Here is a 15,992-nt window from a genome sequence, read left to right as displayed (position 1 = left end):
GCGGTCCTTCTCCCCCGCACGGGGGAATCGCCGGGGAGCGCGCGCTGGCACGATGACCGCATGGTCCGATTCCTGCGCCCTCTGGCCAGCCCGGTGACGTTCACGCGCTGGCTGCACCTGGCCGTGCCGATGGCGTTCTTCGCCGTGTGGTCGTACATCGTGCCGGGGCTGGGCGGGCTGTGGATGCCCGCCCTCGCGCTCGTGCCGTTCGGGCTGCTGCGCTGGATGCGCCACGCCGAGGCGCTCCAGGCGCAGTTGCTGCTGGAACCGCACGAGCGGGCGGGCCATGCGCAGGCCGTGTCGGTGGCCCCGGCCGCGACCTGGACGGACCGCTGGCGCACTGCTCTGTGGCTGCAGGCCCGCCTGCTGATGTCGCTGCTCTTCCTCGTGACGTTCGTGTACCTGCCGATGATCGCGGTCGCCCTGATGGCCGGGGCGATCGGCGGCACCCCCGGGGACCTCGTGCTCATGTCCGGTCTGAGCCCGCATTGGTGGTGGGGGCCGTGCTCCGTTCTGTTCCTGGCGGCGGCCGTCGCCTCGTCGGTCGGCGTCGGCTCACTGGAGGCGTATGTCGCGCGGCGTCTCCTCGGTCCGTCGCGGGGCGAGCGGGTCGCCTCCCTGGAGGCACGTACGGAACAGTTGCTGGAGCGCACACGCATCGCCCACGAACTGCACGACTCGATAGGACACGCGCTGACCCTGGCCGTGGTCCAGGCGGGCGCGGCGCGGACAGCCGGCGACGCGGCGTTCACGGACCGCGCGCTCGCCGCGATCGAGGAGACCGGCCGGGTCGCCCTCCAGGACCTGGAACGCGTGCTCCTGGTCCTGCGGGAAGCGCCCCAGGGCGTCTCACGGCGCCCGACACTGGCGGACGCCGACCGTCTGCTGGACTCGGCGCGTGCCTCGGGGGCCGCGGTGGAGGTGAAGGTGTCGGGGCCGGTGGAGCAGGTGCCGGGGGCGTTTTCCCGCGAGGGTTACCGCATCCTGCAGGAGGCGTTGACCAACGTGCTGCGCCATTCGGGCCCCGTGCCGGTGCGCGTGCACATCGATGTGACGGAGTGCTCGCTCGACCTGCGGGTGAGCAATCCGCTGCCCGCCGTCGCGGGGGCGGCGCCGGGCGCGGACAGGGGCCCGGCCGGGGGCGGGGGCGGAGGGTTGCGCGGGATGGAGGAGCGGGCCGCGCTGCTCGGCGGGGAGGCGGTGGCGGGCCCCCGTGACGGGGAGTGGCGGGTGAGCGCGCGCCTGCCGCTCGACGGATTCCGGTGAGTGTCGTCGCTCGCCGATAGCCTGGCCGTATGCCAGTCAGTGTTCTCCTCGTCGATGACGAGCCGTTGGTCCGTGCGGGGCTTCGGGTGTTACTGGAGGCGCAGCCCGACATCGACGTGGTCGGCGAGGCCGCCGACGGCGCCTCGGTGGTTCCCCTCGTGCGCCGACTGCGCCCGGACGTGGTGGCGATGGATGTACGGATGCCGCTGCTGGACGGGATCGACGCGACCCGCGCGGTGCTGCGCGCGTTCCCGGAGGACCCACCGAAGATCCTGGTGATCACGACGTTCGAGAACGACGAGTACGTGTACGAGGCGCTGCGTGCCGGTGCGGACGGCTTCCTGCTCAAGCGCGCGAGGCCCGCCGAGATCGTGAACGCTGTACGGCTGATCGCCGCGGGCGACTCGCTGCTCTTTCCCGCCGCGCTCCGCTCGTTGGCGGCGGAGTACGGCAACGCGCAGGCGCGCAAGGGCCTGGAGAGGGCGGGGCTGACGGATCGCGAGTCGGAGGTGCTCCGGCTGATGGCGAGGGGACTGACGAACGCCGAGATCGCGGCGCGGCTCGTAGTCTCCCCGGAGACGGTGAAGTCTCATGTCAGCGGTGTGCTGGCCAAGTTGGGAGCACGGGATCGCACGCAGGCGGTCATCGCGGCGTACGAGTCCGGCTTCGTGGCGCCGAACTGAGGGTGCTCCCATGTTCCCCGCCCGGGTGGCCCCGCCCGCGTATGCGGGGGATGTCGGCGGTGGGCCGTCTCGGACTGCGGCGGACCGGCGAGGAGCCGCCCGGCTGTTTTGCCGTTCGGCCGTTGGGCCGTTGGGCCTTGGGCCGTTGGGCCGTTCGCAACAGTCAACCCGGAACCGCCCGCCGTGCACCGGGTCCACGCGGGTCCACACGTGTCCACCCAGGTCCACCCGGTAGCGCTCGGCCGCGAAAGGTGGCGGTCCGCGAAGAGGCTCAGCCCTGGGCGCGGCGAAGGCGGACCACGGGGATGTCGCGTTCCGTCTTCGCCTGGTAATCGGCGTAGGGCGCGTAGACATCGAGCAGTCCGGGCCACACGCGAGCCTTCTGGCCGGTGGAGAGGGTCTCGGCACGCGCGGCGAACCGCTCGGGCCCGACCTGCACGCGGACGTCGGGCTCCGCCACCAGGTTGAGGTACCAGAGCGGGTGTTCGTCGGCGCCACCCTTGGACGCGACGACCAGGTAGTCCTCACCGTCCCGTCCGTAGATGAGGACGGTGCGGCGCCACACGCCTGAGGTGCGGCCCCGGTAGTCGAGCAGGAGGCAGGGTGAGCCGTTGACATCGGTACCCCGGGTGCCGCCGGACTCCGCATATTCCTTCGCCTGTTCGGCCACCCAGCCCGTCGGGCTGATCACCGCGTCGTCGTGTTCCGCCATCGTCGTTCCTCCGGATCGATCTCTGATCGGTACCCGCCCAGCCTTCACCTGCACTCGCCCGGTACGCAACCAGCGAGTAGCATCCCGGACACACGCGTACGGGCAGGGAGGGCATCGTGGGGCGGTTGACCGGCGGAGACCCTTCACTGCTACGGCGGATCAACTCCGCTGTCGTCCTGCACGCCCTGCGGGACAGCGCCCCGCTCACCTTGACGGATCTGAGCAGAATCACCGGATTGTCCCGACCGACGGTCGAGGGTGTGGTGGACGGTCTGATGGAGGGCGGGCTCGTCGTGGAGGCCCCGCCGGACGACGGTGAGGCACGCAAGCAGGGACGTCCGGCCCGCAAGTTCCGCTTCCGGGTGGAGGCGGGGCATCTGCTGGGCATCGAGATCGGGCCCCACCGGGTCTCCGCACTGCTCTCCGCGCTCGACGGACGCATCATCGGTGCGGGCCGGCGCGACGTGTCGGAGGAGGCGGACGCGGACGAACGCCTCGACCGGGTACGTCAGGTGGTCGCGGACGTCCTGCGCCGTACCGGCGTCGCCCGGGGATCACTGCGAGCGGTCGGCGTCGGCAGCCCCGGGATCGTCGAGGCCGACGGCACGGTGCGGCTCGGTACGGCGCTGCCCGGCTGGACGGGGCTGCCACTGGGAGAGCGGCTGCGCCGGTCGTTCAAGTGCCCGGTGGTGGTGGAGAACGACGCCAACGCGGCCGCCGTGGCGGAGCAGTGGAAGGGCGTCGCCACGGAGTCCGACGACGTGGTGTTCGTCCTGGCGGGGTTGAGTCCCGGGGCGGGAGCGCTGATCGGCGGAAGGCTGCACCGCGGGTTCGGCGGCGCGGCCGGCGAGATCGGCGCGCTCCACCTGCTGGGGCGCGAGGCCACGCCGGAGACCCTGCTGTCGACGACGGACGAGCCACTCCACCCGCTGGACGAGCAGGCCGTGACGAAGGTCTTCGCCCTCGCCAGGGAAGGCGACGAACGGGCGGTGGAGGCGATGCAGCGGTTCACCCGGCGACTGGTGCACGACGTGGCGGCACTCTCGCTCGCGCTCGATCCCGAACTGGTGGTGATCGGCGGCTGGGCCGCGGGGCTCGACGGGGTGTTGGAGCCGTTGCGCCGCGAACTGTCACGGTTCTGCCTGCGGGCGCCGCGGGTCGAGCTGTCGATGCTCGGCGAGGCGGCGGTGGCGACCGGGGCGCTGCGGCTCGCGCTCGACCACGTCGAGGAGGAACTGTTCGCGGTGGAGCGTACGGTGACGGCCCGCCGCTGAGCGGCGGGCCGTTCATGATCCGGTGCGCTACGGGCGCCGGGACCGGCGGCGCTCGGGTACACGGAACGCACGATCGCGCGGGCGGCCGGCCTCGCAGGGGCGGCCCGTGTGATCGAACCGCCGTGCGGCCTTGGCAGACATCGCGGCCGGCCCGCCCCTGCCCGTCCGCGGTGACGGGTCAGGACATCAGGAGGCGCGGCGCTCGGGCTCGTCGCTGATCTCGACCTCGCCGGCGTCCCCGAAGGTCAGCCGGCACGTGTCGGCACGGTAGGTGGCCAGCGATACGGCCACGGTACGACCGCCCGCGAGGTAGCGCGTCGTGACGACGAGGACCGGCGCGCCGGGCAGGCGGTCCAGCTCCTTGGCGTCGTCGGCGCGCGCCGAACCGAGCTCGACGGACCTGTCCTGTCCTTCGATGCCGAAACGCTCCAGCTCGCGCAGCACGCTGCGGGCGCGGGCGGGACCGGACGGTGCGTCTATGGCGGACAGATCGGGTACGGACCCGGCCGGCACGTACAGCAGCTCGGCCGCCACACACTGGCCGTGCGCGGAGCGGACGCGGCGGACGGTGTGCACTTCTTCGGCGCCGCCCCTCTCCAGCAGGCGCGCGGCGGCGGCCGGCGGCGTGGCGACCACGCAGTCGAGCGGCTGCCACGTGTCGTCGGACGCGCCGGGGCCGTTCGCGTTCGAGGTCGAGACGTCGACACCGAGACGGGGCGGGGCCACCGTCGTACCGACGCCGCGCCGGCGCTGCAGCCTGCCCTCCAGCTCCAGCTGTTCCAGCGCCTGCCGGAGTGTCGCCCGGGCGACACCGAAGCGCGCCGCGAGGTCGCGCTCATTGGGCAGGATCTCCCCGACGGCGAACTCGGAGTCGAGGGCTTCACCGAGCACGTTCTTGAGGTGCCAGTACTTCGGCTCCGGCACTGTCTCCAGCTGCGTGGTCCCCACCCTGCGCCTCCGCGATCGCCATGTCCGCAGGATTCCATGCCCTTATTTATTAAAGGTTCCTGCACTAAAAGGACCATAGGACGCCCGGGGGACTTGGTCAAGACCAATGCCCTGGAAATGGGAGCGTTCCCAAAGCTCACTCGACGGCCCTTCCTCCGCCGCCGGGCACCCCGTCATGACGCGAGCCCCGGCGTCCCCCGCTCACGGGGCGGGGGCGCCGGGGCTCGACGGCGCGGGAGCACCGTTTCGAGGAGGCCCGGGGGACGGACCTGCGCCGCTGCCCGTCGGGGCACGCCACTGAGAACGCGTCCCGTCCCGGCCCCGCCCCGCCCCGGGGCCGTCAGCTGTTGGACCAGTCGCGCACGGACAGGACCAGGCGGTAGCCGTCGGGGTCCTCGATCGTGATCCCCCAGCGGTTCCAGTAGGGGTTCGGGGATTCCACACGCCTGCCGCCGCACTCCTCAAGGCGGCTCACGAGCGCGGCGGGCACCTCCCCCGCGAGGTAGACGACCAGCAGGTCCTCATCCGTGGGCCGGGGCTCGACGGGCGCCGCCGCCTCATGGACCAGTTCGAGGTGCCAGCCGGCGTCCGGGTGCCCCAGCATCAGCAGTGCGTGCTCGCCGGGCTCCCGACTCCCCTCGTCACGGTAGATGACGGAGAGTCCGAGTCCGTCCTTCCAGAACCGTTCCGCGCTTTCGAGGTCGCGGGAGGGGCGGGCGATCCTGATGTGGGCCTGGCCGCTGATCGGCACGGGAGTCCTTTCTCGTCGGGATCCGGTGCCCGCGCCACGGCCGGGACGAATCCGGACCGGGCGGGTCGACCGGCCGTGATCACACCGTAGGCACCGATGCGGCCCGGGGCGATCGTCCGTTGGTCCTCGGTCCCGCGACCGATTGTCAGTGGTGGCCTCTAGCGTTTTCCCCATGACGCGATCCGCGCAGGTTCTCGCTTATTCCCGCATGTCCGCACTGGAGAACACACCGGGCGGCCCACTACTCGGACTTGAGACATCGTCAGGTCTCACGCCCAGGGGCACCGAGGCCCATCCCCGCTTCTTCTCCGGCTTCCTGACCTCGCCGAAGGCGGCAGCCGGCGCTCTGCTCGCCGTCGCCGACGTGGCGGCGGCGCGCTACTTCCGGCCGAGGCTGCGCGCCTCACTCGATCCGGTGGTGACGGGCAACGGCGACCGGTTGCGTTTCGAGTCCTTCTCCGGCTGCTGTGGTGTGTACGCACGCCTGGACGTGCTGGAGCAGGGCCTCGGAGGGACGGAGTGCGGACACGGCACGACCAACGTGGACGTCAACAACCCTCTGCGAGAGGCACTCTCACGGCTGACGGGGCAGGATCCGCTCCATCTGCGCGTCGGCCCGGACGCGTTGACGGTGAGCACGGTGCACGGCGCGGTGGTGGAGAAGAAAGTCCCTCTCCCCGACCGGTGGCTGCGCGGATTCGCCGAGGCCCAGGTCGCGTGTGCGGGGTTCGATCTGCGGGCCGAACTGTCCGCGGCCGAGGCGGTGCGATTCCTCCGAGCGCTCCCTCAGGGCGGCGGGCGGCCCGGAGGCGCGATGTGGGTCGTCCCTTCGGGGCCCACACTGCGGCCGACATCCCGTCCTGTGCAGGGAGCCGTCTGTCTGCCGGGGCCGGAGCGTCTCGCGGCGCTGGGCAGGGTGCTGCGGGAGGCCGTGGCCCTGCGGGTGTACGGCCCGGTACCGGACGGTGCGCCCACGGCGAGCGCGTGGGAGGTGGATCTGCCGGGGATGCGGCTGACACTGACGCTCTCGCCGGACGCGTCGCGGGGTTTCTCCGGAGAGGGCGGTGTGCTTGAGGCCCTCGCGACCGAGGAGGCGGCGGCGGACGCGGAGTTGCTGTCCGTACTGCTGGCCTGGGAGCCGCGGATCGACGTGGCGGACCTCGCCGATCAGTCCGGACTTCCGCCCGAGCGGGTGCGCGCGGCGCTCGTCCGGCTCGGTACGGCGGGCCGCGTCGGTTACGACCTGGCGGACGCTGCCTACTTCCATCGCGAACTGCCATACAGCGGGGACGGCGCCGAGAAGCACAACCCGCGCCTGGCCGCCGCGCGGGCGCTGCTCGCCACCGGCGCCGTGCGGCTGGAGGACGCGTCGTACGCGGCGGTGTCGTCCGGCGAACGCGTGTACCGGGTCCGCGAGTCGGGCGGAAGTCTGAGCTGTACGTGCCAGTGGTGGACGGATCACCGGGGCGGCAGGGGCCCGTGCAAGCACGCGCTGGCGACTCGCATGGCCCGCCGCTCGGCCGCCGCGATCACGGGAGGCGCGCGATGACGGAACTGCTCGAAGCGGTGCGGGAAGGGCGCGTACCGGAGGTCGCGGACCTGCTGGAACGGCTGGACCCCGCCGGACGCAAGACGGAACTCGCCGCGCTCAAGGCGCTGCGCGCCGAGGTCAGGTCGTGGCAGTGGGACCGCTGGCGCGAGCGGGAGGGCATCCGCTCCGCCCTGCTGGTCGCCGGGGCCGGCTGCCACACGGGTGCGGCCGCCGCCGCTGCCTGGATCGGCGGGCGGGACCTGCGGCAGTGGCGCGGGGCACCGGTGGGCACCCTGCTGAGGGTGCTCCGCCACCGGGAACCGGAGTGGCTGGGCGATGTCGCCGGTCGCCTCGCGGTCAGGACGTCGACAGCGCAGGAGGACTTCCCGCTGATCCTCGAACTGTGCCGGGCGGCGGGCCGCAGGCTGCCGGTCAGCGACGGGACCGTGCGCGGCTGGGCGATGTGGCACATGTCCGAGCGGCGCCCCCTGCTCGAAGGCCTGCTCCGGGATCCGGAGGCGGCCGCGATGGTTCCCCTGCTGTTCGTGACGGAGCAACTGCCGCTGCGCGCCGATTCCCCGCACGACTGGCCCGCCGCCCTGGCCGCGCTCGCGGCCGGGGGGACCGTGCCCCGGGGGGAGGTCCTGGACGCGTGCGTGGCCCGGCTGTTGCGCGGCGGGCGGCCGAACGAGCAGGCGTTCTTCCTCGCCGTGCTTTCGGCGCTCGCGCCGGACGGCGACGAGCGGGCGGCGCGGATCACCGACTGGATGGGCATGGCGTCAGACGCGGCGGGCCCGGTGGCCGCGATGGCGCAGACGGTGCTCGCCGGGCTCGCGGGGTCCGGCGATCTGCCGCCGACGCTGCTGGCGGACCTGTCGGCGGCGGTGTTCTTCCGGCCGGAGAAGAAGCTGGTCAGATCGCAGCTGACCCTCGTGCGACGGGTGCTGGTGGCGGACCGCTCGACAGCGGCCGTGCTGCTGCCCGTGCTCGCGGAGAGCCTGTTCGGCCACACCGACACGGGGCTCCAGGAGCGTGCGCTGGCGTTGGTGGGCCGCCATCTGGCCGACGTGGACGAGGAGGTACGCGAGCGGATCGCCGTCCAGGCCGGCGAGCTCGCTCCGGTTCACCGGAGGGCGGCGGCGGCCCTCTTCGGCCGGCGGCCCGACGACGATGACGCGGAGCCGTACGAGGAGGTCCTTCCGGTGCCGTTCACACCCGGGCCACTGCCGGATCCGCCGTGGGACGTACGGGAGTTGGCGGCCGAGGTGGCGACGGCCGTGGGAGCCCCGGCACGCGGACCCGACGGTGACGGCCTGAGCGCCGAACGGCTCCTCGACGGGCTGGTGCGGCACGCGTACCGGGATCCGGACGCACTGCGCATGGCACTGGCCGAATCCCTCGCGGGCACCTGGCTGGTGGACGACGAACTGCACCGGGTTTTCCACACGCACCAACTCCTGCACAGTGCGCCGCCCATCCAGGTCGTGGCGGGCTCCCTGCTGGGCCGGGTCGGCACCCAGGCGCTGTCCGGGATGCTGGAGAGCGTGCCGGAAACGGTGCACGCGCCGTCACAGCGGCTGGCCACGGTGCTGCGGCACCGGGCGTGGGAGGTGGCCCACCGGGTGCGCACCAGAACGCTGCCGTTCCTCCTCGCCACCCCGACCGATACCTCGGGATCACTGGACGCAGCTGTGCTGGTGGAGCGTCTGCGTCAGTTTGCGGGGCTGGGCACGGTTCCCGCACCTCTCGACCTCGCACAGGCGCTGTTGCGGGTCGCCCGGGCCGGGGCCCCGGCGACGGTCGCGTCGGCGCGGGCGCTGGGCACCCCGGAGGGCGATCGCCTCGCGGACTGGCTGTCCGCCGGGGAAGCGCCTCTGCCCGCCCTGGTCGTCCCGAGCCGACTGGAGCCGGACATGAGGGCCGTGCGGCGGCCGGTGCGGCAGGCCCCCGTGCACTGGGTGCCGGCCCAGGCGGGCGCCGACGACAAGGCAGCGGTCCCGGGTCTGGGCGCTCCGTTGACTCTGACCAGGACGCACGTGATGACGCCGGAGCCCGAGACGCCCGCGGTCCCGTTCGTGGCGACCACGGGGGGCACCGGTATGCGGATTCCGCCGGCGGCGCGGCCCCCGGCCGACGCGGACACCGGTCCGGCCGCGGGCGGCGCTTCGGATCGCGCGAGGGAGCGTCCGGCCGGCACGGCGTCGGAAGGGACGGCGGGAGGGGGCGATTCGCTCGCGGCCGCGAGCGACGCGGTGGACGCCGGGCACACAGGAGACGGGCGGGCCGTCCTCCACGCGCGACTCGTGCGCGTCAGCCCGGCGGAGGCCTCTGATAGCGAGGTGCCCACCGCGCCTTCGGTGCTCGTGCCCCGTGCCGGCGCCGGATCGGGTGCGGTGTCCCGGGACGCCACGGCCGGGGTGGCGACCGGCGCGGGGCGAGCGGCGGTGCGGCCAGGCGAGCCCGTAGGGGATGCTTCGTCCTGGCCGCCTGCGTTCCGCTGGCTGGACACGTACGAGATATCGGCGCCCACGGCAGCCTCGTACGGAACGGCGGAGGACCCCGCGCTCCTCGCGGTACTGCCTCAGGACATGGAGAGCACGGCGGGTCTGCTGCGGTCCGCGCTGCTGCCCATGCCCCGCTACGACGGCCGGCCCGGCGACGCCGCACCGCGCGGCTCGGCGTGGTGGCTGCCGCTGCTGGCCGAGAAGGGCGGCACGCCAGGCCCTTCGGTGCACCGCGCCCTGGCCCACGGACTCGGCTCCCGGCATCCCGAGGACCGGCTGGCGGCGATCGACGCACTGCTGATGCTGGCGGCCCGTGGCCTGCTCGACGGCCGCTCGGTCGGCACGGAGCTGGGGCCACTGGTGGTGGAGGGCGTGGTGAAGCTCAATCGCCTGGCGGACGCGCTGCGTACGACGGCGCGCACCGGCGCGTACGCCACGGTGTGGACCGTGCTCACCGGTGTGCTCCCGGTAGTTCTCACCGACGTCTCGTCACTCCCGCGAGCGGGGGAGATACTGTCCGTGGCCGCCGACTGTGTCGAGCGGTGCGGTGCACAAGGGGAAGTGGCCGGTCTCGCGCAGGTGCGGGAGCGGCAAGGGACTTCCCAGTTGAAAACGCAGGCGAACCGCCTCCTGACCGCTTTGCGTCCCTGAGACCGACAGTCCCATGCCAAGAACGGCCTAAAATGACCCAAAGGCAATCAAAACCAGCCTTAACCTCTCAGACATACTCTGTTCGTGATCACGAAACACCAACGGGCCACAGTGGTCCCATGAGTGATCCGACGACCGGCACGAGCGCGCGGGGCCCCCACCCATGGCCCCGCCGCATCACCGACTTCCTGCACCTCTCCAGGACAGCCGACGCGTCCACCGCCGACACCGCGGACGGCACATCGCTGTGGCGGATGCGGGCCACCGTCAAGGACAGGCCGGGCAGTCTCGCCCGGCTCTGTGCCGCACTCGCGAAGTGCCGGATCGACATCCTCACCCTTCAGACCCATCCGCTCACGGCAGGCACGGTCGACGAGTTCCTGCTCCGCGCGCCCGCGCCGCTCCTCGCCGACGACCTGCTCGGTGCGGTGCGGAGGGGCGGCGGCACGGACATCTGGGTGGAGCGGGCCGACGCGCACGACCTGGTCGACGCACCGGCCCGCGCCCTCGCGCTGGCGACCTGCACGGCGCTCGATCCGGCCGAACTGCCGCTCGCCCTGCGGTCGCTGCTCGGCCGGTGCTCGGTTCGCTCCGTGCCCGCGTACTCGCCGACGGGTGTGCCGTCGCCCGAAAGCGTGCCCGTGGAAGGGGCGTTGGACGGGACGGCGATGCGGCTGCGGGACGGCACCGGCGGCACGGTGGTCGTGGAGCGGCCGTCGCTCCCCTTCACCCCCAGCGAGTTCGCCAGGGCGCGGGCCCTGGTCGCCCTCGACGCGAGCCTCGGCCCCCGGCAGCCGTACGGGCAGGAGAGCGTCACTCCCCCGGTGGGCGGGGGCGTCACGATGCGCAGGATCGGCGAGGGGGCCCACACGGAGGCCGTCGCCCTGCACGACCGTTGCTCCGAACGCACGCTGCGCCTGCGCTACCACGGCCCGATGGGTAACGCGGACGGCTACCTCAGCCACCTGCTCAGCCCCCGGTTCGGCCGCACCCTCGGCGCGTACACGGCCTCCGGCCGGCTGGTGGGCCTCGGCCATCTCCTGTGGGACGGCGAAGAGGCGGAGGTCGCCCTGCTCGTCGAGGACGCGTGGCAGCGGCGGGGTATCGGCTCCGCGCTGCTCAGCCGGCTCACCGTGCTGGCCGTGCGCGAGGGCTGCGCCCACGTGTACGCGGTGACGCAGAAGAGCAACAAGGGCATGGTGGCGGCGATGCGGGAGCTCGGACTGCCGCTCGACTACCAGGTCGAGGAGACCACGGTCGTGATCACGGCGACGCTGGACCACGAGGCCGTGCGCGCCTTCGCCCCCGACGGGGAACCCGGCCTGTTCGAGGCGGGCCGGCCGGAGCGCTGACCCGCGCGGACGCCGTGCGTCCCGCGCCGGGCCGCACGCGTGGCCGGCACCCGGGAAGGGGCCGCTCACAGGCGGGGGACGACGGCGGTCGCGGCGTGACAAGGGAGTCCCCGGGGAAAGGGGGTGTGACGGACGGCCTCCCGTCGGAGAGGATGTCCACATGTCAGACACAGCCGGCAGCGCGCTGCCCCGTCAGGTCGCCGACGCCTACGTCGACGCACTCATCGAACTCGACCCCATCACCGGCACCTACCTCGGTGTGAAGGAGAGCAACGGCCGTCTTCCCGACTTCTCACCCGCCGGAAGCGCGGCGCAGGCCGAACTCGACCGCGCGACCCTCGCGCGGCTGGACGAGGCCGAGCGGCAGCCCGGGGCGGACGGCGACGCCGAGCGGCTGTGCGGGCGACTGCTGCGGGAGCGGCTGACAGCCGCACTGGCGGTGTACGAGGCCGACGAGCACCTGCGCGCGGTGAGCAATATCCATTCACCCGCGCACAGCGTCCGCGAAGTCTTCACGCTGATGCCGACCGGGTCCGACGAGGACTGGGCCGCCGTGCTCGCCCGTCTCGGCGCGGTCCCGGCCGCGTTCGAGGGGTACCGCGCCTCGCTCGGCCTCGGTCTGGAGCGCGGACTCAAGGGCGGACCGCGACCCACCGCGACCTTCGTGGAACAGCTAACGGACTGGGCGGGCGAGGAGCACGGCTGGTTCGAGGAGTTCGTCGCGCAGGCGCCGGAACCACTCAGCAAGGAACTGACGACGGCCGCGCGGACGGCCACGGACGCGGTGCGGGACCTGCGCGACTGGATGCGGGACGTGTACGCGCCGGCCGTCGCGGGAGCGCCCGACACCGTCGGTGCGGAGCGCTACGCGCGCTGGTCGCGCTACTTCAACGGCACGGACCTGGACCTGAACGAGGCGTACGCGTACGGCTGGTCCGAATACCACCGGCTGCACGCGGAGATGACGGCCGAGGCGGCGAAAATCCTGCCGGGGGCGACGCCATGGGAAGCGCTCGCCCACCTAGACGAGCACGGCAAGCACATCGAGGGCGTGACCGAGGTCCGTGAGTGGCTGCAGGGCCTGATGGACGAGGCCATCGACGCGCTCGACGGCACCCACTTCGAACTCGCGCCCCGCGTACGGAAGGTGGAGGCGATGATCGCGCCCGCCGGCGGTGCGGCGGCCCCTTACTACACGGCGCCCTCGGAGGACTTCTCCCGCCCCGGCCGCACCTGGCTGCCGACGATGGGCGAGACCCGTTTCCCCGTGTACGACCTGGTGTCGACCTGGTACCACGAGGGCGTGCCGGGCCACCACCTCCAGCTCGCGCAGTGGACGCACATCGCGGGCCGGCTCTCGCGCTACCAGGCGACCGTCGGCATGGTCAGCGCCAACGCGGAGGGCTGGGCGCTGTACGCGGAACGGCTGATGGACGAGCTGGGTTTCCTGCCGGACGCGGAGCGCAGGCTCGGTTACCTGGACGCGCAGATGATGCGTGCGTGCCGGGTCATCGTCGACATCGGCATGCACCTGGAGCTGGAGATCCCGGCCGAGTCGCCGTTCCACCCGGGCGAACGGTGGACGCCTGCTCTCGCGCAGGAGTTCTTCGGCATGCACAGCGGCCGGCCGGCGGACTTCGTGGAGAGCGAACTGGTCCGTTACCTGTCGATGCCGGGGCAGGCCATCGGCTACAAGCTCGGCGAACGCGCCTGGCTGCTGGGCCGGGAGAAGGCCCGCGCGCGGCAGGGTGACGCCTTCGACCTCAAGACCTGGCACATGGCGGCGCTCTCGCAGGGCTCGCTGGGACTGGACGATCTGGTCGACGTGCTGTCGAAGCTCTGACCGACCGACCGACCGACCGACCGACCGACCGGCAGAGCGGCGCGCGCAAGGACGGTCACGGCCCCGGTGCCACCCAGGCACCGGGCTCCGGGCTCCGGGCATCGGGCATCGGGCATCGGGCATCGGGCATCGGGCATCGGGCAAGCGCCGGCCGGGGCGGAGGATTTCAGCAACATGGCGGATTTTCTGTACTGCTCCGACCCGTTGCGCCCCGGCCGGGTCGATCCGGTGTTCTCCGAGGAGGCGTGGAGCGCGGCGTCGGCGGGTGCCGGCGTCGCCCTGCTGGACCACGACGCGCTCGCGGCAGGTGATGCCGAGGGCGCGCTGCGGCGCGTGCCGCGCGGGTCGGGTCCGTACTGGTACCGGGGGTGGATGATGCCGCCGGGCACGTACGCGGCGCTGGGAGGCGGCCTGGCGGAGCGCGGCTGCCGGCTTCTCACCGACGCCGCCGCGTACCGGCGCGCGCACGAACTGCCGGGCTGGTACGAGGCATTCGAGGGACTCACGCCGCGCAGCGTCTGGCGTCCGTGCGCCCCGGGCGCACCACCGGACCGGCGTGACCTCGTGGCGCTGGTGTCCCCGCTCGGGCCGGGGGCCGCCGTGGTGAAGGACTACGTGAAGTCACGCAAGCACGAGTGGACTGAGGCGTGCTACGTGTCCTCCCTCGCCGACGCGACGTCGCTGTCGCGGGTGGTGGCCCGGATGTTCGCCCTGCAGGACGAGGCGTTGACGGGCGGGCTGGTCGTGCGGTGCCACGAGCCGTTCACGCCGGGCGGCGAGGCTCGGGTGTGGTGGGTGGACGGCGATCCGGTCCTGACGACAGCTCACCCGGACACGCCCGACGACCTGCCGGCGCCGGAACTCGACGCCGTGGCGGCGGCCGTCCGGGGGCTCGCCTGCCGGTTCGTCACCACGGATCTGGCGCTGCGGCGGGACGGCAGGTGGAGAGTGGTCGAAGTGGGTGACGGGCAGGTGTCCGGCCTGCCGCCGTCGGCGGACGCGTCGGCGCTCTTCGCGGCGCTGGCGGCGGGCCCTGCCGGACCCCACTGAGCTCTGCTCGCGGGATCCGCCGGAGCGGAGCCCGCCTCCTGGGCCGGACCCGTTGAGCCCTGCTCGCCGATTGCTCCGGTCGTCTCCGGGTGGCGGCGCCCGCCTGCGGGCGGATCCGGTGACCGGGAGACACCCGGGTTCTGAGGTCCGGCCCCGACGGAACCGGACCCCGGGCGGGCTGCGGGCCGCAGGTCGCGGGTGGCAGGCGGAATAGGGGGATCAGCAGCCGCACGCCGCCGACACGGGCGCGGTCAGCGGGTCGGGGATCCGGCGTGTACGGCCGTCGGCCGTCTCGGTCTCGAAGCCCTCGCGGATCCAGTACTCGATACCGCCGAGCATCTCCTTGACCGCGAAGCCGAGCCTGGCGAGTTCCAGAGCTGCCCGCGCGGCGCCGTCGCAGCCCGGGCCCCAGCAGTACGTCACCACCGGTGCGCGCCGGTCCAGCAGGTGCCCCGCCTCCTCGGCGATCCGCGCGGTGGGCAGGTGGACGGCGCCGGGGATGTGCCCCTGGTGCCAGGACTCCTCGGATCGCGCGTCGAGGAGGACGAATCCGGGGTCGGTGCCGGCCGCGAGCGCCGCCGCGACGTCGGAGACGTCGGTGTGGAAGGCGAGACCCGCCTGGAAGTACGCCACCGCCTCGGCGGGTGCGGCCGGCGGCACGCGCAGTACCGCGCCCGCCGCGACGGGGACCGGGACGGGGACGGGGACGGGGACGGGAAACGGTTCGCCGGGTGCGGTGTATCTGGTCATGGCGGGAAATCTACGGTCGTCCGGCGGCTCCATGAAGAGACGATTCCCGGCCTCCCGGTTGATCGGGCGCCGATTCCCCTGCTATTCATCGGTCATGACCGCGTATTCCCCGGACGCCACCGACTGGCGGATCCTGGACGTCCTCCAACGCGACGGGCGGGCCAGTTTCGCCGAGTTGGCGCGGTCGGTCTCCATGTCGGCGAGCGCGGTGACGGAGCGCGTCAGGCGGCTTGAGGAGGCCGGCGTGATCGCCGGGTACGCGGCCGTGGTCGAGCCCGAGCGGGTGGGCCTGCCGGTCCTCGCCTTCGTCCGGCTGCGCTATCCGCACGGCAACTACAAGCCGTTCCACGATCTCGTCGAGGCGATGCCGGAGATCCTGGAGGCGCATCATGTCACCGGGGACGACTGCTTCGTACTGAAGGTCGCCGCACGGTCGATGCGTCACCTGGAGGAGGTGTCGGGCCGTATCGGCGGGCTCGGCTCCGTGACGACGAGTGTCGTGTACTCCTCGCCGCTGCCGCGCAGGCCGCTCGGACACTGACCGGACCCCGGGGGCGATCCCGTCCGCCGGCTGCCCAAAGGCACGAATCCGGTCGTCACTTCACCTCCCGCACGGCCCCGCACCGCGCCCGGCGGCTGTCGCCCACCGCCGCGGACACCTGCCGGGCCGCGGCCTG

13 protein-coding genes are annotated in these 15,992 nt (G+C 73.0%); 9 read left to right on the top strand and 4 right to left on the bottom strand.

Annotated elements, in window-relative coordinates; all coding sequences use genetic code 11:
- Positions 1-60: 60 nt before the first annotated feature.
- Entirely contained in the window at positions 61-1,266 is a 1,206-nt protein-coding gene (locus OG310_RS30035; protein ID WP_329458965.1) for a sensor histidine kinase, read from the top strand.
- A 29-nt stretch (positions 1,267-1,295) separates the two neighbouring features.
- Positions 1,296-1,949, top strand: coding sequence for a response regulator transcription factor (locus OG310_RS30030; protein ID WP_329458964.1), 654 nt, complete (start codon positions 1,296-1,298; stop codon positions 1,947-1,949).
- A 271-nt stretch (positions 1,950-2,220) separates the two neighbouring features.
- Here OG310_RS30030 and OG310_RS30025 read toward each other — a convergent pair whose 3' ends face one another.
- Entirely contained in the window at positions 2,221-2,661 is a 441-nt protein-coding gene (locus OG310_RS30025) for a nitroreductase family deazaflavin-dependent oxidoreductase (RefSeq protein ID WP_329458963.1), read from the bottom strand.
- A 116-nt stretch (positions 2,662-2,777) separates the two neighbouring features.
- Between OG310_RS30025 and OG310_RS30020 the strand changes: the two genes are divergently transcribed.
- Positions 2,778-3,935, top strand: a complete 1,158-nt coding sequence (locus tag OG310_RS30020) for an ROK family transcriptional regulator (RefSeq protein ID WP_329458962.1) — start codon at positions 2,778-2,780, stop codon at positions 3,933-3,935.
- A 186-nt stretch (positions 3,936-4,121) separates the two neighbouring features.
- Here OG310_RS30020 and OG310_RS30015 read toward each other — a convergent pair whose 3' ends face one another.
- The gene (locus tag OG310_RS30015; protein WP_329458961.1) at positions 4,122-4,883 is read right to left on the bottom strand and encodes a GntR family transcriptional regulator; all 762 of its coding nucleotides are present in this window, start codon (positions 4,881-4,883) and stop codon (positions 4,122-4,124) included.
- Positions 4,884-5,223: 340 nt separating this feature from the next.
- Positions 5,224-5,634 (bottom strand): VOC family protein, encoded by a 411-nt coding sequence (locus tag OG310_RS30010; RefSeq protein ID WP_329458960.1) that lies wholly within the window; start codon positions 5,632-5,634, stop codon positions 5,224-5,226.
- A 172-nt stretch (positions 5,635-5,806) separates the two neighbouring features.
- Here OG310_RS30010 and OG310_RS30005 point away from each other — a divergent pair, with 172 nt between their 5' ends.
- The 5 genes from OG310_RS30005 (at position 5,807) to OG310_RS29985 (ending at position 14,565) form a co-directional block, all read left to right on the top strand.
- Complete coding sequence (locus OG310_RS30005; RefSeq protein WP_329458959.1) at positions 5,807-7,183, top strand: SWIM zinc finger family protein; 1,377 nt, start codon at positions 5,807-5,809, stop codon at positions 7,181-7,183.
- Positions 7,180-10,320 carry a hypothetical protein gene (locus tag OG310_RS30000; protein WP_329458958.1) on the top strand — a complete coding sequence of 1,047 codons (3,141 nt, stop codon included), beginning with the start codon at positions 7,180-7,182 and terminating at the stop codon, positions 10,318-10,320. Before OG310_RS30005 ends, OG310_RS30000 begins: the two co-directional genes overlap by 4 nt.
- Positions 10,317-11,672, top strand: a complete 1,356-nt coding sequence (locus OG310_RS29995; RefSeq protein ID WP_443078909.1) for a GNAT family N-acetyltransferase — start codon at positions 10,317-10,319, stop codon at positions 11,670-11,672. The genes OG310_RS30000 and OG310_RS29995 overlap by 4 nt, the downstream gene beginning before the upstream one ends.
- A 160-nt stretch (positions 11,673-11,832) precedes the next feature.
- Complete coding sequence (locus OG310_RS29990; protein ID WP_329458956.1) at positions 11,833-13,515, top strand: DUF885 domain-containing protein; 1,683 nt, start codon at positions 11,833-11,835, stop codon at positions 13,513-13,515.
- Between the two features lie 174 nt (positions 13,516-13,689).
- Positions 13,690-14,565: an ATP-grasp domain-containing protein gene (locus tag OG310_RS29985; protein ID WP_329458955.1), complete on the top strand. Its 876-nt coding sequence runs from the start codon at positions 13,690-13,692 to the stop codon at positions 14,563-14,565.
- A gap of 219 nt (positions 14,566-14,784) precedes the next feature.
- Here the strand turns inward: OG310_RS29985 and OG310_RS29980 are convergent, their stop codons facing one another.
- Positions 14,785-15,315, bottom strand: coding sequence for a rhodanese-like domain-containing protein (locus tag OG310_RS29980; RefSeq protein WP_329458954.1), 531 nt, complete (start codon positions 15,313-15,315; stop codon positions 14,785-14,787).
- Positions 15,316-15,409: 94 nt separating this feature from the next.
- Here OG310_RS29980 and OG310_RS29975 point away from each other — a divergent pair, with 94 nt between their 5' ends.
- Positions 15,410-15,856 carry an Lrp/AsnC family transcriptional regulator gene (locus OG310_RS29975; RefSeq protein ID WP_329458953.1) on the top strand — a complete coding sequence of 149 codons (447 nt, stop codon included), beginning with the start codon at positions 15,410-15,412 and terminating at the stop codon, positions 15,854-15,856.
- Positions 15,857-15,992 lie beyond the last annotated feature (136 nt).

This window comes from Streptomyces sp. NBC_01497, assembly GCF_036250695.1.
Taxonomy (GTDB): domain Bacteria; phylum Actinomycetota; class Actinomycetes; order Streptomycetales; family Streptomycetaceae; genus Streptomyces.
This window is presented reverse-complemented; position numbering and strand designations above follow the sequence as displayed.